Origin of the sequence: Brachybacterium huguangmaarense (genome assembly GCF_025725725.1) — a bacterium.
Taxonomy (GTDB): domain Bacteria; phylum Actinomycetota; class Actinomycetes; order Actinomycetales; family Dermabacteraceae; genus Brachybacterium; species Brachybacterium huguangmaarense.
In genome coordinates this window covers 2,105,280-2,126,727 of sequence record NZ_CP107020.1, presented here as the reverse complement: position 1 = coordinate 2,126,727, position 21,448 = coordinate 2,105,280, and the positions used below count along the sequence as shown (strand labels likewise).

Genomic DNA, 21,448 nt, shown 5'->3' with positions numbered 1-21,448 from the left:
GGGAACGGACCGGGCGGATGAGCGGGACGTGCGGGTCGACATATCTCATCGAGCAGCACCGGCCGAGTCAGCCTTCTTCTGCAGCGCCTCGTCCACCCAGCGCAGCAGCACGTCCGGCGGGGCGGCTCCGGATTGGCGGGAGAGCACGTTCCCTTGGTTGAGGATGAGCAGAGTCGGCACCGCCTAGACGGAGAACTTGCGGGCCGTCTCCGGCGCGGCGTCCACGTCCACTTTCACCAGCTTGAGCTTGCCGGCACGTTCCGTGGCGACCTTCTCGAGGGCAGGGCTGACCATCCGGCACGGTCCGCACCAGGTCGCCCACAAGTCCACGAGCACCACTTGCGGGGCCTTCTCGACCACCTCGGCGAAGTCCGCATCACCCGCATCGACGATCCACGGCACGGCGCTCTTGCAGACGCCGCAGCGCGGGTACCCCGACGCGGCGGCGGGGACACGGTTCTTCTTCCCGCAGTTGGGGCAGGTCACAATCGCGCTCACGCCGTGTCCTCCTCTTCGACGGGCGCTGCGATGTTGAAGACGAGGTCGCCGTCCTGCACGTCCAGCGTGACCGTCGACCCGTCCATCACCTCCCCGCTCAGCAGCGCACGACCCAGTCGGGTCTCGATCTCATGGCTGATGTAGCGTCGCAGCGGACGCGCACCGTACACGGGGTCGTAGCCGCGGTCAGCGATGAGCTGGCGTGCCGCGGGCGTCAGCTCGATGCGGATCTGACGCTCGGCCAGCCGGGAGCGCAGCTCGGTGAACTGCAGCTCCACAATGTCCTGGATCTGTTCACGACCCAGCGGCGAGAACACCACGATGTCGTCCACCCGGTTGAGGAACTCGGGACGGAAGTGGGCGCGCAACTCACCGAGCACCTTGTTTCGCACGTCGTCGGGGATCGCGCCGCCATCGGAGCCCAACAGGTGATGGGCACCGATGTTGGAGGTCATGATGACGATGGTGTTGCGGAAGTCGACGGTGCGTCCCTGGCTGTCGGTGATGCGGCCGTCGTCGAGGACCTGCAGCAGCGTGTTGAAAACGTCCGGGTGCGCTTTCTCGATCTCGTCGAAAAGGACCACGCTGTACGGGTGGCGGCGCACCGCCTCGGTCAGCTGCCCTCCCTCGTCGTACCCGACATACCCGGGAGGTGCACCGACGAGCCGGCTGACGGTGTGACGTTCCTGGTATTCGCTCATGTCCAGCCGGACCATTGCCGACTCGCTGTCGAACAGTGCTTGCGCGAGCGCTTTGGCCAGTTCGGTCTTTCCCACTCCGGTGGGGCCGAGGAAGATGAACGAGCCGATGGGTCGGCGCGGGTCGCGGATGCCGGAGCGGGCACGGATAATCGCGTCGCTGACGAGCGTGATGGCCTCATCCTGACCGACCACCCGCTCCTTGAGGGTGGCGTCCAGGGTGAGGATCTTGTTGCGTTCACCTTCCTGCAGCCGGGCCACGGGGATACCCGTCCACGCTGCGACGATCTCGGCGATCTCGTCCTCGGTGACCACCTCCCGCAGCAGCCTCTGCCGGCCTTGTTTGGTGGCCAGACGCTCCTCCTCGGCGTGCAGGCGTCGTTCCGCGTCAGCGATAGCCCCGTACCGCAGTTCAGCGGCACGGTTGAGGTCGTAGGAGCGCTCAGCTTCCTCCGCCTCCCGCCGCAGCCGCTCCAGCTCACCGCGCAGCTCCTGGACCTTGCGGATCGCTTGACGCTCCGCCTCCCACTGGGCGCGCTTGGAGTCCGCCTCCGCCTTCAGGTCGGTCAGTTCCCGGCGCAGCTCCTTCAGCCGTTTCTTGCTGGCAGTGTCCGTTTCCTTCGACAGCGCCGCTTCCTCGATCTCCAGGCGGGTCACCCGCCGGGTCAGCTCGTCGAGCTCAGCGGGCATTGAGTCGATCTCGGTTCGCAATCGCGCGCAGGCTTCGTCGATGAGGTCGATGGCCTTGTCGGGCAGGAACCGGTCGGAGATGTACCGGTGGGACAGCACGGCGGCCGCGACCAGTGCGCTGTCCTGGATGCGGACACCGTGGAAGATCTCCAGTCGTTCGCGCAGGCCGCGGAGGATGGAGATCGCGTCCTCCACGTCAGGCTCCTCGACCATCACCGTCTGGAACCGGCGTTCCAGGGCAGCGTCCTTCTCGATGTGCTTGCGGTACTCATCGAGGGTGGTGGCACCGATGAGGTGCAGCTCCCCGCGGGCGAGCATCGGCTTGAGCATGTTGCCGGCGTCCATCGCCCCTTCGGTGGCTCCCGCCCCCACCAGGGTGTGCAACTCGTCGATGAACAGCAGGATGCGTCCCTCCCCTGCCTTCACCTCCGCCAGGACTGCCTTCATTCGCTCCTCGAACTCGCCCCGGTACTTCGCGCCGGCGACCAGGGCAGACAGGTCCAGCGAGAACACGGTCTTGTCACGAAGGCCCTCGGGCACGTCCTCACGCAAGATCCGCTGGGCAAGGCCTTCCACGATGGCGGTCTTTCCGACACCGGGCTCGCCGATGAGGACGGGGTTGTTCTTGGTCTTGCGGGAGAGGATCTGGATGACCCGGCGGATCTCCGCATCACGCCCGATGACCGGGTCAAGCTTGCCCAACCGGGCGTCAGCGACCAGGTCACGGCCGTACTTCTCCAACGCCTCGTACGTCTGCTCGGGGGTGGCGGAGTTGACATGCTGGTTGCCGCGGATCTTGGTGAGCGCGCTGAGGAAGCTCTCCCGGGTGACACCGTGCCCGCGCAGCACGCGGGACGCGGGACGGTTGGAGGAGTCGTCGACGAGGGCCAGAACGAGATGCTCCACGGAGATGTAGGAGTCTTTCAGCCGCTTTGCCTCCCGCTCCGCCCGTTCCAGGGTGGAGGTGAGGCTGCGGCTCACGTACACCTGACCGGTCTGCGGGGAGGACCCGGAGACGCTGGGCTTGCGGGCGATCTCCGCTTCGACGTCGGCGCGTACCGCTTCCACGTCAGCACCCGCTGTCTGCAGCAGTCGGGGAACCAGCCCCTCCTCCTGCTGCAGCAGTGCGAGCAGGAGATGCTCCTCGTCCGTTTCGATCTGACCGGCCTGGACCGCGATGCTCTGGGCCGAGGTGAGCGCTTCCTGCGACTTCTGAGTGAGTGAGTTCATGTCCATGGGGTGTCTCCTTCGAGTCGGATGGTCCGGTGCTGCTCGAGCTGCTCGATGCGGGCGAGCAGGTCGAGCACGAGTGCGACGCCGGCGTAGTTCACGGCAAGATCGGAGTGCAGACGCACGATGGTGTGCACGCGGGCGGGGACGGTACGGGCGAACCACAGCCGGCCGCTGGTGTCGACGTGGGCGGTGACCAGCCCCAGCTCGACGAACTTCCGCAGCGTATCCGGGTGGATACCTGCGGCCAGGGCGGTCGCGGCCAGGTCGGCCCGGGCGACACGGACGGGCAGGTGATGTGAGGTCATGATCCTCTCCTGGCATCAAACGACGATTCGTCGCGGAGCTGTTCGAACAGCTCCCTCTCCTTCTTGCTGAGAGTGCGGGGAACGACGACCTTCACCCGCGCATACAGGTCTCCCGGCTGTCCCCTGCGCGGCATCCCCTGCCCGCGCAGGCGGAGCCGCCTGTCAGTGGACGAGCCGGGCGGAACGTGCACGGTGACCGGGCCGCCGGGGGTGGGCATGCTGACATCCGCGCCCAGCGCCGCCTCCCACGGTGAGATGGGGAGGTCCGTTTCGATGTCCGCGCCGCTGAGCCGGTACCGCTTACTGTCCTTCACGCGCAGCGTGACCAGCAGGTCCCCGTCCTGTCCGTCGGCGCCCGCGATCCGCAGCCGCTGCCCGTCGACAGCGCCCGCTGGGATGTCGATGGTGTACTCCTGCGCGCCGCCGTACGGGGACGCGACCTGCACCGTGCGCCGCCCGCCCCGGTAGGCCTCCTCGACGGTGATCTCCAGCTCCGCGGTCTGGTCGGCGCCGCGACCGAAACCACCGAAGCCGCCCCCGAAGAGGTCCTCCCAGCTCACGCTCTGCGCGCCGCCCCCGCTCCACGTGTATCGGGTGCCGCCGCTGCGGCGCGGCTGCTCGGAGGAGCGAGCCGCGTCCGCGGCGGCGTACTGCCGGAAGTTCTCACCGAACCGGTCGTACTGTGAGCGGGTTTCCGGGTCCGACAGCACATCGTGGGCTTCACTGATCCGTTTGAAGGTCTCCTCCGCCCCCGGGGCCTTGTTGACGTCCGGGTGGAACTTGCGGGCCTTCTCCCGGTAGGCGCGGCGGATCTCCTTCTGATCCGCCGACCGGGAGACCCCCAGCACGCTGTAGAGATCCTCCGCCATCTCCTACTCCTCCTCCGGCCTGCGGGTGACCACGACCGCAACCGGTCGCAGCATCCGCTCAGGCGTTCCGAACCCGGAGCGAGTGACGGCGAGGATGCTGCGCGGCGGGACGCTGGCATCCTCGACGACCGAGACCGCCTCGTGCAGCTGCGGGTCGAACTCCGCACCGTCGGTGACAATCTCGGGGTACCCGAGTGCGCGCAACGCATCAGCGGCCTGCGCCCGGACGGCCTTCATGCCACCCAGAACGCCCTCGTCAAGGTCCATCCCGGAGCTGAGCGCCCGGTCCAGCCCGTCGACGACAGGCAAGAAGGCCTTGGCGGTGTGCCGCCGCTCCTGCTCGCGGACGGTCTGGATCTCGCGCGCCGTTCGTTTGCGGAGGTTGTCGTAGTCCGCCGCCGCCCGGCGCCACCGGTCCTCGGCCGTCTCCAACTGGGAGGCGACCGCTGCTTGCGCGGCGCGGATCTCCTCCGGGGACACGTCGGTGAGGTCGTCGTTCAGCAGGTCCACGGCCCGCGTGTCCTCGTTCTGCTCCTCGTTCTGCCCCTCGACCATCGCGATCCTCCCTCCGTGCTACTTGTCGAACTCGGCGTCGACGACGTCGTCTTCGTCGTCCTGAGCGGGCTGCTCAGCGTGGCTGGCGTTCGCGCGGGCCGCAGCAAGGGACTGCGCAACCTGCAGCAGCTCGCCGGTGCGCTCTTTCGCTTCCTGCTCGCCGACGTTGTTCTGCACTGCCTCGCGGGCCTGCGTGATGAGCAGCTCCGCGCGGGCACGCTCGTGCTCCGGTGCAGCGTCGCCGAGCTCACGCAGTACCCGCTCGACCTGGTAGGCGGCGGAGTCCAGCTCGTTGCGGGCGTCCACGGCCTGGCGCAGCGCCTGGTCGTCAGCCCGGTGCTGCTCGGCTTCCTTAATCATCCGTTCGATCTCGCCCTGGTCCAGATTCGAGGTGTCACTGATGGTGATGCCCTGCTCGGTGCCGGTGTCCTTGTCCTTCGCCGTCACGTTCAGGATGCCGTTCGCGTCGATGTCGAAGGTGACCTCGACCTGCGCTTCACCGCGAGGAGCGGGGCGGATGCCGGTGAGCTCGAACCGGCCCAGCACCCGGTTGTCCGCGGCGATCTCCCGCTCGCCCTGCAGGACGACGATCTCCACCGACGGCTGGTTGTCTTCGGCCGTGGAGAACACCTCGCTGCGTCGGGCGGGGATGGTGGTGTTGCGCTCGATGATCTTCGTCATCACGCCACCGCGGGTCTCCACACCCAGCGACAGCGGGGTGACATCCAGCAGCAGCACGTCGTCGACGTCGCCCTTGAGGACGCCCGCCTGGATGGCGGCGCCCACAGCGACCACCTCATCGGGGTTCACCGTCATGTTCGGCTCCTTGCCGCCGGTGAGCCGCTTGACGAGCGATTGGACAGCGGGGATGCGGGTGGAACCGCCCACGAGGATGACCTCGTCGATATCGTTCTCGCTGATCTTCGCGTCGGTCATCGCCTGACGCACCGGACCGAGGCACCGCTCAACGAGGTCAGCGGTGAGGTCTTCGAACTTGGACCGCTTCACGGTCATGGTCAGGTGCTTGGGCCCACTGGCGTCGGCGGTGATGAAGGGCAGGCTCACCTGGGTCTGGGACACCGAGCTGAGCTCGATTTTCGCCTTCTCGGCCGCCTCGAACAGTCGCTGCAGCGCCTGCGGGTCGTTGCGCAGGTCGATGCCGTTCTCGTTCTTGAACTCGTCGGCAAAGTAGTCCACCAGCCGGCGGTCGAAGTCGTCGCCGCCCAGGTGGGTGTCACCGGCGGTGGATCGCACTTCGACGACCCCGTCGCCCACGTCGAGGAGGCTGACATCGAACGTGCCGCCACCGAGGTCGAACACCAGGATGGTCTCGTGGTTCTTCTTGTCCATTCCGTACGCCAGTGCGGCGGCGGTGGGCTCGTTGATGATGCGCAGCACCTCGAGCCCGGCGATGCGTCCGGCGTCCTTGGTCGCGGTGCGTTGGGCGTCGTTGAAGTAGGCGGGAACGGTGATGACGGCCTCGGTCACCTTCTCACCGAGGAACTTGCTGGCGTCGTCGACGAGCTTGCGCAGCACCTGGGCGCTGATCTCCTCCGGCGCGTACTGCTTGCCGCGGATGTTGAACCGTGCTTCGCCGTTGGGGCCTTCCACGACGTCGAAGCCGACGGCGTTGGCTTCCTCCTTGATCTCGTCGAAGGACCGGCCGATGAAACGCTTGGCGGACGAGATGGTGCCCTTCGGGTTGAGGATGCTCTGCCGGCGGGCAAGCTGCCCCACTAGCCGTTCACCGTCCTCGGTGAAAGCGACCACCGACGGGGTAGTGCGGGCTCCCTCCGCGTTCGGGATGACCTTCCCCTCGCCGGCCTCCCAGACGGCGATAACGGAGTTCGTGGTTCCCAGATCGATTCCTACTGCCTTGGCCATGATGATTGTTCCTTTCTTGTAGCGTGAGACACGTTTCAGGGGTCGTCAAAGAGCGCGCCAGGATCGGCGCAGGCGCAGGGCTGAGTGCCCAGATTCAGGAAGCAGGCTGCTTCAGGGGGATCTTTCCGGTAGAGCTGCGTCGTTCTGGTACCAGACTGGACCCCACGTAGGCGTTTCGCAAGTGATTCGCCTGACGAACGGAGCCTGATCCGCTTTCCAGACCTGCGCGTCCACAGGGCTCAGCCCCACCACCGCGTCGTCGCGCTCAGCGAGCCAATGCGTCTCGACTGCTCCGAGCCTGGACAAGATGCGTCCTGTCACCGGGTCATTGGGTTCGATGAGCATGGACAGCACCATCCTCGCGGTGTGCTCGTCATTCGCGACCTCACTCAAGCTGGTCATCATCGGTTCCTCTCGGCGCTCGTTACCGACGAGGTGCGCCGAGAGCTACCGACGGATCAGCAAGTCGGAACCGCAGCTACGAGTCATCGCTCGCCTCGTCCACGATGAGTCCAGCCTCGACCAGTGCAGCCCGCACGGCCTTACGGTCCACGCCCATCCGGCGACCGATGGCCCGCATCGAGACGCCCGCTCGGGTGAGCCGCACGGCCTCGGCCTTCTCGTCGATCCCCAGCCTTGGTCGGCGGCTCGGCACGTTGCGGCGACGCAGATGGGAGAACACGGTGGCGCGGTGAATGCCGTACCTCTCAGCGAGCGCCTTGACGCTCATCCCGGCCACGTAGTCGCCGACGAGGGCGTCCACCTCGGAGTCGGTCAGAAAAGTTTGAGCCGTCTCGACAGTGCTCGCAACAGGGCCACGATCATCCTTCGGAGCGGTATCCTGGGGACGTCGAGAGACCTCGTAGACCCCACGCTCTAGGCGGTTGACCAGGGTTTTTGTCTTGGGGGCGGAGTTGCCGAACGTACTACTCAGGCACCCCGAAGACCGGCCCCAGCATCGAGATGCTGGGGCCGGTCTGTTTCGTGCAGAGATCCCGCCGAGGAGTCCGCGGCCCACGACCCAAGCCGCGTCCTGCATCGGACCACGCTCGGCCCTCTCCCCTTCAGACGTGCCACGAACGACGCGGGCCGAGCCCACGTCCATCGGCTCCCCCGGCTCCATCCGATCCAGGCACCAGTGCAGATGCCAGTGCGGTCCGCGTGCGCGAGTCCGTGGTCCAGCAGGAATGACGTCGTCGCGCCCTCACCGTGGATCCCGTACCCGGATCGGCGCCCGTGTGTCGGCCCCACGTGTCAGGCTTACGTCGTACACCTGCTCTGACCACTTCCTCTGAGAGGACCACGGATGAACACCCACGAGGACCACGGGCCCCACACCCCCGCAGATGACGGCGGGGCGCCCGTCGGTGGCTCGCCGACGCCCGCCCCGGGCGCCGAGGCGGAACATCGGGACGACTCCGCCCAGTACCTGACCGTGCTGAGGCGCCTGGACGAGGCCGGGAACTAGGTCAGGGCGCCCGCGGTCGGACCCCACGCCGATCGCGGCGCACGTCGGCAGCCACGTCAACGCCGGAGCACGGCGACGGCAGCACGATCGACGGCCCAGATCACGACGCCGAGCACAGCAGGAGCACCCCACCCGAGCAGAAACAGCGCGGCGCCGACTCCGAGAAACAGCACCGCCTCCATCGCGAGGGCCACGACGGCGGGGACCGGGATCGCCGCCTTGGGCGAGAGGAAGAGCCCCCACAGGACCGCGACCACGATGACCGACGCCCCCACGGCGACCCAGCGCCAGGCACCGTCGGCCGCGTGTGCTGCGACGATGCCGGCCCCGGCGAGCAGCGCGAGCTCGACCAGGAATCGGATGATCAATGCCACCGCGAGCGCCGGCGACGCCCCCTCGAGCGACCCGGCATCACGCGCGGCGCCGACTCGGCGCGGAGCCTCCATGGCGGTCAGCGTAACGGCTTGCGGCGCCACGGCTCGGAGCAGCGATCCCCCTTCCGGATGCCGGCGGCACCGGGCACCGCGCCGGAGCTGCACGGAGAGACCGACAGCGGAGAACTCCAGGTCACGGGCCGACGGCGCGCGGCTGGTCCCATTCGCCGTCGACGAAGGCCACTGCTGACGGAGCACACCGCCGCGTCGCCCCGACCGACGCCCTGCTGGAGCCGCCGACCGACAGCGGGCGCATCGTCAGCTCCCCCAGGTGGAGCATGAGGCCGAACGGCGGGAACACCTCGGACAGGGCATCGGAGCGCACGCCCACACAGTAGATCGGGCCCTCTCGCCACACACTCCTGCCGCGGGGCATACTTCCCCGGTGGACCTCGACGACGCCTGCACCCTGATGGCCCTGTTGAACGACAAGCGTCCGGTCGCGGTGGGCCACGTGCTGTCGGGCTGGGACATGCTCCAGGTCGACGTGCCCTAGCGGGAGCGGGTGGAGAACGCCGCATCCGTGCTCGTCGGCTCCGGGCTGGCACAGCTGGACGAGGGATGGTCGCTGCGGCTCACCGCGCAGGGCGGCCGGATCTGCCGTGCCGCCGGGGCAGGCCGCGGCATGCGTGAGGTGCCGGGCGCGCTGCGGGACGACCTCACGGGCCGCGAGCTGACCCGCGCTCCGTTGACGCTGCCCGCGTCGATCTTCGACCCCGCCCACGATGCCTATCTGGACCGCGTCCGGCGTCGAGCCGAGCGCCGTTCGCGTCGGCGCTGGTGGCAACGATGGTCGCGATAGGGGGTGTGCACCGGCGTCGGGAATCGTCGCCGCCCTCCGCGCTACAGTCCCCCATGAGCCAGGACCCTGAGCCGGCCGAAGGAGGCTTCCCCGCATGACCACCCTGCAAATCGCCGGCGCCCGGATGCATTCCGAGAGCGCGGGCTCGGGTGAGCCCGTCCTGCTCCTGCACGGAGGCTTCTGCTCGCTCGAGTCCCTGCAGGCGCAGTTCGACGCCCTCGCCCGCGACCACGAGGTCTTCGCGTACGAGCGCCCGGGCCACGGCCGCTCACCCGACGTCGACGGCGAGTACGGCTACGCCCGCAGCCTGATCGAGGCCGTCGCCTATCTCGACGCCCACGACCTGGAGTCGGTGCACGTCGTCGGCTACAGCGACGGCGCCGTCCTGGCCCTGCTGCTCGCGATGGATCACCCCGAGCGAGTCCGCTCCGTCGTGGCTATCAGCGCGAACCTGGACCCGTCCGCCTTCACCGACTCCGCTGCCGGGCTCCCCGTGCTGGCTCCGCTGCCCTCACCGGCCGGTGCCGCCGACGAGCCCGACGCCGAGCGCGAGGCCTACGCCCGCTTCTCCCCCGACGGCCCCGCCCATGCCGACGTCGTGCTGGCCAAGCTCATGCGCCTGTGGACCACCGAGCCGGACATCGCGCCCGGGGACCTCGCCCGCATCGGCGCCCCGACGCTCATCATGTCGGCGGACCGCGACACGATCCGGCCCGATCACAGCCTCCTGATCGCCTCGTCGATCCCCGGTGCCCAGCTGTGCATCGTGCCGGGCACGACGCACGCGCTGGTCGCCGAGCGTCCCGCCCTGCTCACCGTGCTGATCGGCGACTTCCTGGACGAGGTCACCGCCTCACGGGCGTGAGCGCCGCAGCAGCCACACGAAGTACGGCGCGCCGATGATCGCGATCATGAGGCCGGCCGGGATCTGCGCGGGCGCGATGAGGGAGCGGCCCAGCGCATCCGCGGCGCACACCAGCAGACCGCCGAGCAGCATCGCCACCGGGATGATCCGGCTGTGCCGCGCCCCCACCAGTGCGCGGGCGAGGTGCGGGGCGACGAGCCCGACGAATCCGACCACGCCGATCGCGACGACGCTCACGGCGGCGAGCACGGCCGCGATCGACAGCACCGCCAGGCGGGTCTGCTCGACGCGCACCCCGAGGATGCGCGGCGTGTCCTCGTCGATCGCGAGCAGGTCGAGATGGCGGCGCATCGCGAGCAGCAGCGGCACCGCGAGCACGAGCGCCACGGCGACGGGAAGCACGTCGGGCAGGGTGCGTCCGTACGTGGTGCCGGACAGCCAGGTGAAGATCCGCGGCGTGTCCCACGGGTTCGCGCGCAGCAGCAGGAAGGTCGTGAGCGCGCTGAGCCCGTAGCCGAAGCCGATCCCGACCAGCACGAAGCGGTCCGGCAGGAAGCCACCTCGCCACGACAGCACGGCGATCAGACCGAAGGTGAGAAGACCCATCGCGATCGCCATCGTCAGCAGCGTGAGACGTCCGCCGGGAAGGCCCGTGGTCACGACGATGACGGCGCCCAGGCCCGCCCCGGCCGTGATCCCCAGGATCCCGGGCTCGGCGAGCGGGTTGCGCACGCTGCTCTGGACGACGGAGCCCGCGAGCGCGAGCGCGGCGCCCGCGAGCACGGCGGCCGCGACCCGCGGGGACCTGTCGTCGAGCGCGCGGGCCACGAGGTCGGGCGCGGCGCCCTGGAGCCAGAGCGCGACGTCCCCGAGCCGCAGCCACAGGCTCCCGGCGAGCACGCCGACGACGATCATCGCGACGAGCAGCACCGCCACCGTGATCACGACCCCGAGGAACCACCGTCGCGATCGCACCCCGATCCGCGCCTGGGGCGGCTGGCGCACCGTTCCCGCATCGCGCATCCGCAGCGCGAGCACGACCATGACGACGGCCCCGAGCAGCGCCGTGGGCACACCGGTCGGGATGGCGGCCGCCCCCTCGGCGCCGAGGAGCGCACGCAGCACCACGTCGGCGAGCAGGATGACCAGCGCGCCGAGCAGGCCGGAGACCGGCACCAGGAAGCGGTGGCGGTTCAGCGGGTGCAGACGCACGGCGAGCAGGCGGGCCAGCACGGGAGCGCCGAGCCCGACGAACGCGATCGGGCCGGCCACCGTCACGGCGGTGCTCGTCAGCAGCACGGCGCAGACCACGGCGATCAGGCGCGTCGAGCGGAGGGGGACGCCGAGCGAGGCCGCCGTGTCGTCGCCCAGACGCAGGACGTCCAGACGCCGCGACAGCAGCAGGGCCGCGACCAGCACCACCAGGATCACGGGGATCGCGCGCAGGGAGGCGTCGATGTTGAGCTGGGTGAGCGACCCGCTCCCCCAGGCGAACAGCCCCGTCGTGTTCTTCTTGAACAGGATCAGCAGCATCGCGGTCGCCGCGTCGAGCGCCATCGCGAGCGCCGAGCCGGCCAGGATCAGACGGGTCGTCGCCGTGGCGGCGCCGCCTCCCGCGAGCGCGAGCACGACGGCCGCCGCGAGCAGGCCGCCGACGAAGGCGACCAGACCCGAGGCCCAGAAGGGGACGGCGAGCTCGAACGCGGCGACCAGGGTGAGCGAGAAGTACGAGCCGGCCGTGACCGCGAGCGTGTCCGGGGAGGCGAGGGTGTTGCGGGTGACCGACTGCAGCAGCGCGCCGGCCGCGCCGAGTGCGAGCCCCACGGCGACGCCGGCGCACAGGCGCGGCAGTCGCGAGCCCGTCAGGATCTCGCTCACGGGTACGCCACCGACCTCGCCGGAGCCTCCGCCGAGCGCGCCCACGAGGTCCACGAGGCCCACGCCGGAGGTGCCCTGGGTGAGGTGCCATAGGCCCACCAGGACGACGGCGGCGGCGAGGGCCACGAGCACCGCCGCTCCGGTGAGGTTCCCGCGCGCGCCCGCGCTCGGACGCGCGGGCGCGGCGTCGACCGTCTCGCGGAGGCTCACTCCTGGGTCAGGATGTCGACGTACGCGTCGATCGCCTGCTCGTTCGAGCGCGGGCCGCCGGCACCCCACACCGAGGCGGGGAAGGCGTGGGCGCGTCCCTCCTTGACGGCGGGCAGCGAGGTCCAGATCGAGTTCTTCTCGAGCTCCTCGACGTACCCGCCGGCGGCCGCGTCGTTCGCGTAGAACAGATTCGCGTCGCCGACGGCCGTCAGGCCCTCGACGTCGGTCTGCGCGAGGCCGTACGCGGGGTCGACCCCGCCGTCGCCGTAGGCGTCGTTGACGTCCTTCGTCCAGGCGCCGGTCAGGCCCAGCTCCTCGCCCAGCGCGGTGAATAGGGCGCCCTGGCCGTACGGGCGGATGGTGAGGTTGCCGCCCTCGAGCCACCCGTCGAAGAACACGAAGTCCGTGGTGGTGAGATCGACGTCCTGGACCTTCTGCTTCGCCTCGGCGAGGTGGTCGTCGAACTCCTGGACCACCTGGTCGGCGCGCTCCGAGCGTCCCGTGGCCTCGCCGATCATCTCGAACACGCCCTTCATGTTCCCGATCGGGTCCTCGGGGTCGGCGCCGAGCGTGGCGAGCACCGGCACGCCTCGCGCCTCGAGCTGGCCGATGATCTCGTCGTCGGCGCTGTAGGCCTCGACGACGATCAGATCCGGGTCGGTCGCGTACAGGGCGTCGAGGTCGGGCTCCTCGCGGGTGCCGATGTCGGTCACGCCGTCCGGGAGCTTCTCGGCGCTCACCCACGTGCTGTAGCCCTCGGCGTCCGAGACGGCGACGGGGGTGACGCACAGGGTGAGGGCGTCCTCGACCTGCTGCCACTCGAGCACGGCGATGCGGGAGGCGGGCTTGTCGAGCTCGACGGTGCGGCCGACGCCGTCGGTCATCGAGACCGGTCCGGTCGAGGTCGTCGTGGTGTCGTCCGCGCAGCTCTCGGAGGCCGGGGAGGCGGTGTCGCCGCCTGCTTCCTCGACATCGGTGGTGCCGCACGCGGCGAGGGAGAGGGCGAGGCCGACGAGGGCTGCGGCGGTCGCGGTGAGACGACGGGCTCGGATCATGGGTGGTCCTTCCTGGTGGGGTGGTGGGGAGAGGGGACGGCGGCGGCCGGCAGACGGGCGGTGTGACGGCCCTGGGGGTCGATGCGGAGCCGGCCCGTGTGCGCATCGAGGCTCACCTCGACGGGGATCTCGTAGACGTCGCTGATGTTCTGGGCGGTGAGGACGTCGAGCGGGGCGCCGGCGGCGTGGATCCGGCCGGAGCCCATCAGGACGAGGGTGTCGGCGATGAGCGCGGCGTGGTCGAGGTCGTGCAGCACGATGCCGACGGCGGCTCCGCGCTGGTCGGCGAGGTCGCGGACGAGGTCGAGGGTCTCGATCTGGTAGCGCAGGTCGAGGTGGTTGGTCGGTTCGTCGAGCAGGACGACGCCGGTGTCCTGGGCCAGGCAGGCGGCGAGCCACACGCGCTGCATCTCGCCGCCCGAGAGCTCGCCTGCCGGCCGGTTCGCCATGGCGGCGACGCCGGTCACGGCCATCGCGTCGTCGATCGCTCGCCGGTCGTCGGCGGACAGCCCTGCGAGGCCGCGCCGGTAGGGGTGGCGTCCGAACGTGACGGCCTCGGCGACGGTCACGCCCTGCGGGGCGGCACGGGACTGCGAGAAGAGGGTGACCTCGCGGGCGAACTCGCGCGCGCTCAGGGCTGAAGCCGACCGGCCCGGGTCTTCGTCGTGGGCGCCCAGACGGAGGTGGCCCTCGTCGATCCGGTGCAGACGGGCGAGGGAGCGCAGCAGGGTGGACTTTCCGCTTCCGTTGGGGCCGACGAGGGCCGTGACGCGGCCGGGCTCCAGCGCGATGGAGACGCCGTCGACGACGGTCGACCGGCCGTAGCGCAGCACGAGGTGCTCTCCGCTGAGGGCGGCCGGGCGCGACGCGTCGCGGTGGTGAGGTGGCGTGTGCATCGAGGGGTCCCTGGTGGAAAGAGGTGGGAGGCGCGGTGATCGCTCCGGGCGGCTCGGGCCGGTTCGTCGACCGGCTCGCACGTGGCCGACGGGGCGACCGATACTGAGGATAGGCGAACCTAATGTGGGCGGCAATTCGGTGCCGAGGGGCGGAGGCCCGGTGCTGCGCGGCGGACGTGGGGCGGCCGGACATCGGCGTGAGGAGGTCCGGGCGGTCGGTAGTCTCCGTGCCGTGTCGATCGACTACCTGCCGCTGCTCGCCTCCCTCCAGCAGCGGTTCCACGACGGGATCACCGCAGTTCCCGCGGATGCCCCTGTGCTCGATGGCGGCGACTGGTCCGTGCGTGACCTGGTCGAGCACCTGGCAGGCGTGCATCACTGGGCGGCGGCGATGGCGCGGGATGAGGAGGCTGCACCGCTGGATCCGCATCCTTCCGACCTCGCCGACCACTACCGCGCATGCGCCGACGAGCTGCGGGAGACCCTTGCCGCCTTGCCTCCGGATGCTGTGGCGCGCACCTTCGACGGCCGTGGGCCGGTGTCGTTCTGGCACCGACGGCAGGTGCACGAGACGCTCGTGCACCTGCACTATCTGCTCGGCCACGCGGACGGGGTCGCACCGGTGGTGTGGGCGGATACCGTCGACGAGGTCGTGACCGTGCTGCACCCGCGCCAAATGAGGCTCGGCCGTGCTGCAGCTCCGAGGGAGACGCTGCGCCTGGTCGCGGTCGATGCGGGCAGGACGTGGACGCTCGGCCGGGGCGAGCGGCCGGCGGCGGTGCTGGATGGCAGCGCGGAGAGACTCGCGCTGCTGCTGTGGGGGCGAGTGGACATCGATGCGATACGAATCTCGGGCGATGCCGACGCCGCACGGCGGGTCCTCACCGCTGCGCTCACGCCGTGATGGCGTGAGGGCTGACGCTCGAGTTCGAGCGGGCGGGGGGCACTGGTGGAGGCGTTCGTCCGGGGTTCGTCGGCAGGTCATCGCGGCTCCGGTGGGGAGGCGTCGTCGGGAGAGACTGGCGCCCGTGAACGCGGCGGGAGCCGCTGCGCCGGAGCGCGCAGACCCTACGGGTCGGGGAGCGGAATGGACTCGGTGCCGGGGATTTCGGTGTCGGTGTCGGTGTCCGGAGTGGAGGGGCCGGCCGAGTGGTCCTTGGTGTCAGGGTCGTCGTTGGTGCGAGCTACAGGGCCCGTGGCGGTGGAGTCTGGTGGACGGTCGGCGGCGCCACCCGTGGTGCTGGTCGCGTAGGTTTCAGGGCTCCTGGCCTCGACATCTGAGGGGTCGTCGGTGTTCTCGCGGGGCCCAACGGGTCCGAGGGGTGTGAGGTGGCAGGTGGTGGTCGCGCCGCCAGGGCTCGTCCACGTGACGGCGGGTGTGCCGCCACTATCGCGGGTGGGGGTGACGATCCAGCCCGCGTGGTCCTTGAGCAGATTGCAGCGGACGCAGAGTCCCTGCGCGTTCTTGTAGGACGTGGCTCCGCCTTCAGCGTGTGGGGTGATGTGGTCGATGTGGCGGACGGTGGCGTTGCACCACGGGCTGGCGCACGTCGACTCCCGCCACCGGATCATCTGTTCCAGCGGCGCGGGGAATGCCCGGGCGCGGGAGTCCATGGCCACCAGCTCACCCGTTCTGGGGTGTGTGTAGAGCCGTCTCATGACGGCGCTGGTGGTGGCGTCGGGGTGCTCGTCCCACCCCGGGTTGTTCTTGTACCCCGGCGGGCTCCCACGAAGAGTGTCGGTGATGATGTGGGCGGGGATGGGACCGTAGCCCTCCAAATGGGCGAGCTCTCCGCCCCCGTCCGGGGCCAAGAGTGCACGGTCGGTGATGACCACGCCGATGGTGATGCGACGGTGACGGTAGCGATCTGTGGACCGGCGGCTGCCGTCTGAAGTGTCGGGCTCGCATCCCTGGTCCGCGGCCGGGATATCCAGATCGCACGTCTCATCCAGCATCACGCCGAACCCGTCTGTGTCGGGCAGGGTCGCTCCACCGGGCAGCGGGACGCCTTCGAACTGAGCATCAGGCAGCGACTCGCCCGAGACAAACGGGTCCCATGCCCGATCACCGCCGGTGATCGCGTCGACCAGGGCGTCAGCCTCGAGCGCCCGGACCCCGTCGATCGAGCCCTGGGCACGGCGTGCCTCGGCCTCAAGGCGAAGGGCTTTCATCACCGCGCTGGCATCCACGGCTCGCACCGTGGCGGTCACGGCGACCATGTGGTCATCCAGCAGGCGCGTCCGCACACACCGCCCGCGGGCTGCCCGTGCGGCACGGTGCCGGGCATCATCCGGGTCCTTCGCATCCCGTAGAGCACGGACTTCGGCACCCAGACGCCGTGTCCCCACACCGTTCAGGCGTGCAGGGTCGGCGGTCAGGGCCTCATCGATGGACTCGGCGACATCAGGGTCAACGTCATCGAGCGCGACCGCGATCGCCCGGGCCTGCTGCTCGGTGACCCGCCCCGAGGCGAGCAGGCTGAACGTGCTGGGGAGCTGGGTGACCAGACGCTGTGACGCGGCCAGGGACATCGACGACGCCGATGGCGAGACTCGGCGTGCCAGGCTCAGCTCCTGCGCGGCGGCGCGTCCCTGCTCCGCCGTCGGGACGCCACGTATGGCGTCGGCGTCGGCGATCCGGGTCGCGGCCATGACCTGCCACGTCGCATCCAGGGCCGCGAGGGTGGAGCGAAGCTGATCGATCACCCCCACCACACCGAGGGCCTCGGCTGCAGAGCCGGGCTCGGTGTCGACCAATCCATCACGCATCGCCACCGGGGCCTCCACCGCTGCCAGCACCCCCGCGAGGATCGACGCCACGACCTCACGCGCCGCCCCGTCACGGCTGAGAGCCTCCGCCTGAGCGAGGACCTGAGTTAGGGCATCACCAGCTGGGACCGTGCAGTCGCCGTCAGTCGCGGCAGCAACCGAAGGCACGCGGGTTCCCGAGGGCAACGACCCGTCACCGCGCGTCGATGCCGTTCCCTTGGCGGGCATCGACCCCGCGCCTTTGCCACCCAACGGAAGGTCACCCCCTCCCGACCGCGACAGCGCAGGACCATCCACACCCCGTGCCCGGGCGCGGTCATCGCGCCCCGGACCCTCGGCCCTCGAACGTCCCGGTCTTGTCGTCATGCCCCCTATTCTTCCGAAGGGGTCTGACAAACGAGACCGCCGTCCGGACCCCATTTCGAGAATGTGGACAACTCTGCATGGGGAGGAAACGGCGAGGAGGACGCGAAGAGACGAACGGTGTGACTGCTGAGATATTCCATGCGACCAGGTCCTGAGGCAGAGGGGCTGCCCCAGAGACCCGAGCAGATTCCGTAGCGGACCGATTCCTCGAGAGGGTCAGCTTCTGCGCCGCAACGGACGACCCCACGAACGGATGACCCCTGCGACAGGGGGCGTACCCCTCGACGTAGGCGACACATCGCCCACCGGAGGAAGCATCCTGGGCGACCAGGAGGCGTCACCCTCAGGAGGACAAGCGCTCCATCACGGAGCGACCAGCGTCCGCGCTTCGCGTGAGAACGGCCAGTGCGACCCAAGCCCCGAAACTCAGGTCGCCGTCCGAGCGTGAGCGTGGAGAAGACACGGAGTCGGACGGGGATCATCGACACTCCGCCGCAGGACTCGCTCACCCAGCGCGTCGAGATCGCTGTATCCGGCGGAACCCTGCGCCCCAGATGCATCGAGATCGCCTTTTCGGGCGGAATTCGCCGAGAATTCCACCCGAAAAGGCGATCTCGATGACGCCAACCTGGCGCCAACTCCGACACCCCGGCCCGAGCGCGATCACACCGGCGCCACCCATCGCGCAGCGCCCCCAGCCTCGCCTGCGACCGCGGCCCGGCGGCCGAGCACGCTCACGCGCACGGCTCCTCGCCACCACCCGTCACTCCCCCGGCACGCCCGGCTCCCCCGGATACACGACCACTCCGCCGACCTCCGTCACCGCACCGGCGCTCAGTCGGGCGTCCTCCACCCGGCCGGGCCCGAGGAGGTGGCGGACGGTCTCGCCGCGTGCGAGCAGGTGGTCGGCGATGATCCTGCGGTGGCATCGCCACCACACCGCCTCCGAGCACATGATCGCCACGGGATGCGGGAGCGACCACGCGCGCAGGTCGTCGAGGGCATCGGCGAACTCCGCCGACAGCGCATGGTCGGCGTAGTTGTGGAAGCTGCGGTTCTGCCACCACTCGTTGCGCTCGAACGGCACCTCCGTGCTCACGGGGCGCCGCCCGGTGAGACCGCGGAACCACCGGTACGCGATCCCCTCGCGCTCGAGCGCCGAGGCCAGAGCCTCCTCGTCGAACTGCGGCTGCGCCCTCGACCCTGGCAGCCTGCGCACGTCGGCGACGCCTCCGACGCCCGCCTCCCGCAGCACGTCGAGGAACTCCTCGGTCGTGCGGTTCGAGTGGCCGACGGTCGCGTACACACGCGCTCCGCCCCGACCCTGCGAAGCAGCGTCCCCGTCCACGGACATCCCTCCTCCATCCGACGTCACGCGACCACTCTGACAGATCAGAGCGCGCCGGCCCACTCCTCCACGGACACGACGTCCGCCTGGCGCGGGAACACGTTCTCGAGGAGCACGCGCTGGGTCTCGGAGTCGGCGTCCGCGCACGCGTCGGCGAGCACGGTCAGCGGGAAGTCCAGATCGGCGGCCTGGCGCACGGTCGACAGCACGACCCCGCTCGTCGAGATGCCGCCCAGCACGAGGCGGTCGACGCCGAGCCCCCGGAGCAGCAGCTCGAGATCGCTGCCGGCGAAGGCGGAGATGCGCTTCTTGACCACGACGTGCTCGCCCTCCCGGGGCGCCAGGCGATCGAGGATCTGGGTGCCCGCGTGGTCGAGCCGCATGGCCTCGCCGGCCTGCGCGGCCCGCGCCGCGAAGGAGCTGTGGGCAGGGATCTCGGGGTAGCCGGGCCGGAACGCGACGCGCACGAAGATCACCGGCAGCCCCTGGGCGCGCGCCGCCTCGAGGGCGCGCCCGGCCGCCGCGACCGCGGTCTCGAAGCCGGGGCGTCCGGCGATGCCGTTCTGGAAGTCCATGAGGAGCAGGGCGGTCGTCATCGGGGTCCTTTCATCGGTCGGCACGAGGCCAATCCTCGGTCGACGCATGGCCGACATTTAGCCAGGCGAACCTGTACAGCCTAGGCTGTAGATATGGCTGACAACCCCGCCGATGCCACCCCCAGCACCGCTCCCGCTCCTGGCACCACCACCGAAACCACCGACCCCCGCGCCGATTCAGCGCTCCAGGTCGCGATCGACCTGCGCGCCGTCGTCGCGCGGCTCCTGAGGCAGTTCCGCGAGGCGGGGGCCGACTCCGCGATCACCCCTTCCCAGGCCTCCGCGCTGAGCCGACTCGGCAAGGGGGGCGTCTCGACCGTGAGCGCCCTCGCCGCCGCCGAGAAGGTCCGCCCGCAGTCGATGGCCGCTACCGTCGAGGCGCTCGAGTCGGCCGGCTTCGTCACACGCAGCCAGGACCCGAACGACGGCCGACGCCAGATCGTGGACCTCACCGACGCCGGATGGGCGCGCCTTGAGGGCCAGAAGGAGGCCGGCGCCGCCTGGCTCGAGGAGACCCTCGCCTCGCACGTGAGCGCCGAGGAGCTGCGGACCGTCGCGGCCGCGACCGCCATCCTCGAACGGGTGCTGGCCTGATGCTCGCGCCGGCACCGGCCGACCGCTTCGACCGACGGCTGCTCGCGCCGATGATGCTGGGCGCCGTCCTGAACCCCATCAACACCGCGATCATCGCCATCGCGCTCACGCCCATCGGCATCGCCCTCGGCGCGCCCGCCTCGGAGACGGTGTGGCTCGTCTCGGGTCTCTATCTCGCCACCGCGATCGGCCAGCCCCTCGTCGGGCGTCTCGTGGACATCTACGGCGTCAAGCGGATCTTCCTGGCCGGCGGCGGCCTCGTCGCGATCGCCGGTCTGATCGGGCTGCTCGCGCCGCACTCGCACGAGAGCGTCTGGTGGCTCGTCGGGGCGCGCGTGCTGCTCGGACTGGGCACGTGCGCGGGCTATCCCGCGGCGATGCACATGATCCGGGCGGAGGCGCAGCGCACGGGGCTGTCCTCGCCCGCCGGCATCCTCACCGCCCTGTCCGTCACCACGCAGACCGTGTCCGTGATCGGCCCGACGCTGGGCGGTCTGCTCATCGGCGCATGGGGATGGAGGGCGACGTTCGCGGTGAACCTCCCGCTGGGCCTCGCGAACCTCGTCCTGGGCTGGATCGTGTTCCCGCGCACGACGGGTCTCGAGCCGGCGCCCGAGGACCGGCCGCGCATCGACGGGCGCGGCATCCTCCTGTTCGCGATCGCGATGCTGGGCCTGCTCGTGTTCCTGCTCGACATCTCCGTCGGCCTGCTCGGGGTGCTCGCGATCGCCCTCGTCGCCGGCGCCGTGCTCGTGTGGTGGGAGCTGCGCACGCCCCAGCCGTTCATCGACGTGCGCGTGCTCGCCGGCAACGGCCCGCTGCTGCGCACGTATCTGCGCTCGCTGCTGACGATGACCATCTCGTACACCTTCGTCTACGGGTTCACCCAGTGGCTCGAGGACGGGCGGGGGCTCGACGCGACCACCGCAGGGCTCGTGCTGCTGCCGGTGTTCGCGGCGGGCATCGCGGTGGCGATCAGCTTCGGGCGCCGGCCGGAGGTGACGTGGAAGCTCATGATCGGCTCCGTCGCCCAGCTCCTGGCCGGCGTCCTCGTGCTGTTCATGACCGGCGCCTCGCCGATCTGGTTCCTCGTGGTCGCGATGCTCGTGCTCGGCATCCCGCAGGGCCTCAACAACCTCGCGATCCAGAACTCCCTCTACTTCCAGGCCGATCCGGACCGCATCGCCTCCTCCGCGGGGCTCCTGCGCACGTTCATGTACCTCGGCGCGATCGTCGCGTCGATCGTCTACGGCAACGTCTACGGGGCGCGCGCCACGACGGGCGGGCTGCACGTGCTGGGCTGCGTGGTCATCGGCATCTCGATCGTCTTCTTCTTGCTCACCGCGTTCGACAGGAGCCTGCGCGCAGTGGGGCGCGCGGCGCCGGCCGACGTCGAGGCGACGCGCGAGCGGACGCCCGCCGAGCGCGCCTGAGG

At 70.1% G+C, this 21,448-nt stretch carries 20 protein-coding genes and 1 pseudogene; 6 read left to right on the top strand and 15 right to left on the bottom strand.

Translation table 11 applies throughout. The annotated features are described in order from the left end of the window. Nucleotides 1–45 precede the first annotated feature (45 nt). The 7 genes and pseudogenes from trxA to BRM3_RS09670 all read right to left on the bottom strand — a co-directional run bounded on the left by trxA (nt 46) and on the right by BRM3_RS09670 (nt 7,495). Nucleotides 46–498: pseudogene (gene trxA, locus BRM3_RS09700) on the bottom strand (thioredoxin). Then, nucleotides 495–3,122, bottom strand: coding sequence for an ATP-dependent chaperone ClpB (gene clpB / locus BRM3_RS09695; protein ID WP_263593125.1), 2,628 nt, complete (start codon nt 3,120–3,122; stop codon nt 495–497). The pseudogene trxA and the gene clpB overlap by 4 nt, the downstream one beginning before the upstream one ends. Further along, nucleotides 3,113–3,424, bottom strand: coding sequence for a chaperone modulator CbpM (locus BRM3_RS09690; RefSeq protein ID WP_263593124.1), 312 nt, complete (start codon nt 3,422–3,424; stop codon nt 3,113–3,115). Before BRM3_RS09690 ends, clpB begins: the two co-directional genes overlap by 10 nt. Continuing rightward, a complete protein-coding gene (locus tag BRM3_RS09685) occupies nt 3,421–4,293 on the bottom strand; it encodes a DnaJ C-terminal domain-containing protein (RefSeq protein WP_263593123.1) in 873 nt (290 codons plus the stop codon). Before BRM3_RS09685 ends, BRM3_RS09690 begins: the two co-directional genes overlap by 4 nt. Nucleotides 4,294–4,296: 3 nt before the next feature. Then, nucleotides 4,297–4,848, bottom strand: coding sequence for a nucleotide exchange factor GrpE (locus tag BRM3_RS09680; RefSeq protein ID WP_263593122.1), 552 nt, complete (start codon nt 4,846–4,848; stop codon nt 4,297–4,299). An 18-nt stretch (nt 4,849–4,866) separates the two neighbouring features. Next, nucleotides 4,867–6,732 carry a molecular chaperone DnaK gene (gene dnaK, locus BRM3_RS09675; RefSeq protein WP_263593121.1) on the bottom strand — a complete coding sequence of 622 codons (1,866 nt, stop codon included), beginning with the start codon at nt 6,730–6,732 and terminating at the stop codon, nt 4,867–4,869. Nucleotides 6,733–7,210: 478 nt separating this feature from the next. Further along, nucleotides 7,211–7,495 (bottom strand): hypothetical protein, encoded by a 285-nt coding sequence (locus tag BRM3_RS09670; protein WP_263593120.1) that lies wholly within the window; start codon nt 7,493–7,495, stop codon nt 7,211–7,213. A 543-nt stretch (nt 7,496–8,038) separates the two neighbouring features. Between BRM3_RS09670 and BRM3_RS09665 the strand changes: the two genes are divergently transcribed. Next, complete coding sequence (locus BRM3_RS09665) at nt 8,039–8,200, top strand: hypothetical protein (RefSeq protein ID WP_263593119.1); 162 nt, start codon at nt 8,039–8,041, stop codon at nt 8,198–8,200. Nucleotides 8,201–8,256: 56 nt separating this feature from the next. Here BRM3_RS09665 and BRM3_RS09660 read toward each other — a convergent pair whose 3' ends face one another. Beyond that, nucleotides 8,257–8,646, bottom strand: a complete 390-nt coding sequence (locus tag BRM3_RS09660) for a YrdB family protein (protein WP_263593118.1) — start codon at nt 8,644–8,646, stop codon at nt 8,257–8,259. A gap of 121 nt (nt 8,647–8,767) precedes the next feature. Further along, entirely contained in the window at nt 8,768–8,959 is a 192-nt protein-coding gene (locus BRM3_RS09655; protein ID WP_263593117.1) for a hypothetical protein, read from the bottom strand. A gap of 180 nt (nt 8,960–9,139) precedes the next feature. Between BRM3_RS09655 and BRM3_RS09650 the strand changes: the two genes are divergently transcribed. Beyond that, complete coding sequence (locus BRM3_RS09650) at nt 9,140–9,436, top strand: hypothetical protein (RefSeq protein ID WP_263593116.1); 297 nt, start codon at nt 9,140–9,142, stop codon at nt 9,434–9,436. Nucleotides 9,437–9,530: 94 nt separating this feature from the next. Further along, nucleotides 9,531–10,301, top strand: coding sequence for an alpha/beta fold hydrolase (locus BRM3_RS09645; RefSeq protein WP_263593115.1), 771 nt, complete (start codon nt 9,531–9,533; stop codon nt 10,299–10,301). Here the strand turns inward: BRM3_RS09645 and BRM3_RS09640 are convergent. Genes BRM3_RS09640 through BRM3_RS09630 form a run of 3 tightly spaced genes read right to left on the bottom strand, consistent with a single transcriptional unit; the run spans nt 10,290 to nt 14,340 of the window. After that, nucleotides 10,290–12,389, bottom strand: coding sequence for an iron ABC transporter permease (locus BRM3_RS09640; protein ID WP_263593114.1), 2,100 nt, complete (start codon nt 12,387–12,389; stop codon nt 10,290–10,292). The two genes, BRM3_RS09645 and BRM3_RS09640, sit on opposite strands and share 12 nt — an antisense overlap. Next, nucleotides 12,386–13,444 carry an iron-siderophore ABC transporter substrate-binding protein gene (locus BRM3_RS09635; RefSeq protein WP_263593113.1) on the bottom strand — a complete coding sequence of 353 codons (1,059 nt, stop codon included), beginning with the start codon at nt 13,442–13,444 and terminating at the stop codon, nt 12,386–12,388. Before BRM3_RS09635 ends, BRM3_RS09640 begins: the two co-directional genes overlap by 4 nt. Beyond that, nucleotides 13,441–14,340, bottom strand: coding sequence for an ABC transporter ATP-binding protein (locus BRM3_RS09630; protein WP_263593112.1), 900 nt, complete (start codon nt 14,338–14,340; stop codon nt 13,441–13,443). Before BRM3_RS09630 ends, BRM3_RS09635 begins: the two co-directional genes overlap by 4 nt. 232 nt (nt 14,341–14,572) lie before the next feature. On the opposite strand from BRM3_RS09630, the gene BRM3_RS09625 reads away from it, so the two are divergent. Continuing rightward, nucleotides 14,573–15,244, top strand: coding sequence for a maleylpyruvate isomerase family mycothiol-dependent enzyme (locus BRM3_RS09625; protein WP_263593111.1), 672 nt, complete (start codon nt 14,573–14,575; stop codon nt 15,242–15,244). Between the two features lie 164 nt (nt 15,245–15,408). Here the strand turns inward: BRM3_RS09625 and BRM3_RS09620 are convergent, their stop codons facing one another. The 3 genes from BRM3_RS09620 to BRM3_RS09610 form a co-directional block, all read right to left on the bottom strand. After that, entirely contained in the window at nt 15,409–17,160 is a 1,752-nt protein-coding gene (locus tag BRM3_RS09620; protein WP_263593110.1) for an HNH endonuclease, read from the bottom strand. A gap of 1,078 nt (nt 17,161–18,238) precedes the next feature. Further along, the gene (locus BRM3_RS09615) at nt 18,239–18,781 is read right to left on the bottom strand and encodes a DUF488 domain-containing protein (RefSeq protein WP_263593109.1); all 543 of its coding nucleotides are present in this window, start codon (nt 18,779–18,781) and stop codon (nt 18,239–18,241) included. Between the two features lie 86 nt (nt 18,782–18,867). Then, on the bottom strand, nt 18,868–19,419 hold the full coding sequence (locus BRM3_RS09610; protein WP_263593108.1) for a cysteine hydrolase family protein: 552 nt from the start codon (nt 19,417–19,419) through the stop codon (nt 18,868–18,870). Between the two features lie 93 nt (nt 19,420–19,512). On the opposite strand from BRM3_RS09610, the gene BRM3_RS09605 reads away from it, so the two are divergent. Continuing rightward, entirely contained in the window at nt 19,513–20,013 is a 501-nt protein-coding gene (locus tag BRM3_RS09605; RefSeq protein WP_263593107.1) for a MarR family winged helix-turn-helix transcriptional regulator, read from the top strand. Then, nucleotides 20,013–21,446, top strand: a complete 1,434-nt coding sequence (locus BRM3_RS09600) for an MFS transporter (RefSeq protein ID WP_263593106.1) — start codon at nt 20,013–20,015, stop codon at nt 21,444–21,446. The genes BRM3_RS09605 and BRM3_RS09600 overlap by 1 nt, the downstream gene beginning before the upstream one ends. Nucleotides 21,447–21,448: the final 2 nt, after the last annotated feature.

Bases quoted from the DNA above. Each gene is read 5' to 3' on its own strand.
- clpB (WP_263593125.1), bottom strand. From the start codon at position 3,122: ATGGACATGAACTCACTCACTCAGAAGTCGCAGGAAGCGCTCACCTCG.
- BRM3_RS09690 (WP_263593124.1), bottom strand. From the start codon at position 3,424: ATGACCTCACATCACCTGCCCGTCCGTGTCGCCCGGGCCGACCTGGCC.
- BRM3_RS09685 (WP_263593123.1), bottom strand. From the start codon at position 4,293: ATGGCGGAGGATCTCTACAGCGTGCTGGGGGTCTCCCGGTCGGCGGAT.
- BRM3_RS09680 (WP_263593122.1), bottom strand. From the start codon at position 4,848: ATGGTCGAGGGGCAGAACGAGGAGCAGAACGAGGACACGCGGGCCGTG.
- dnaK (WP_263593121.1), bottom strand. From the start codon at position 6,732: ATGGCCAAGGCAGTAGGAATCGATCTGGGAACCACGAACTCCGTTATC.
- BRM3_RS09665 (WP_263593119.1), top strand. From the start codon at position 8,039: ATGAACACCCACGAGGACCACGGGCCCCACACCCCCGCAGATGACGGC.
- BRM3_RS09660 (WP_263593118.1), bottom strand. From the start codon at position 8,646: ATGGAGGCTCCGCGCCGAGTCGGCGCCGCGCGTGATGCCGGGTCGCTC.
- BRM3_RS09645 (WP_263593115.1), top strand. From the start codon at position 9,531: ATGACCACCCTGCAAATCGCCGGCGCCCGGATGCATTCCGAGAGCGCG.
- BRM3_RS09635 (WP_263593113.1), bottom strand. From the start codon at position 13,444: ATGATCCGAGCCCGTCGTCTCACCGCGACCGCCGCAGCCCTCGTCGGC.
- BRM3_RS09630 (WP_263593112.1), bottom strand. From the start codon at position 14,340: ATGCACACGCCACCTCACCACCGCGACGCGTCGCGCCCGGCCGCCCTC.
- BRM3_RS09610 (WP_263593108.1), bottom strand. From the start codon at position 19,419: ATGACGACCGCCCTGCTCCTCATGGACTTCCAGAACGGCATCGCCGGA.
- BRM3_RS09605 (WP_263593107.1), top strand. From the start codon at position 19,513: ATGGCTGACAACCCCGCCGATGCCACCCCCAGCACCGCTCCCGCTCCT.
- BRM3_RS09600 (WP_263593106.1), top strand. From the start codon at position 20,013: ATGCTCGCGCCGGCACCGGCCGACCGCTTCGACCGACGGCTGCTCGCG.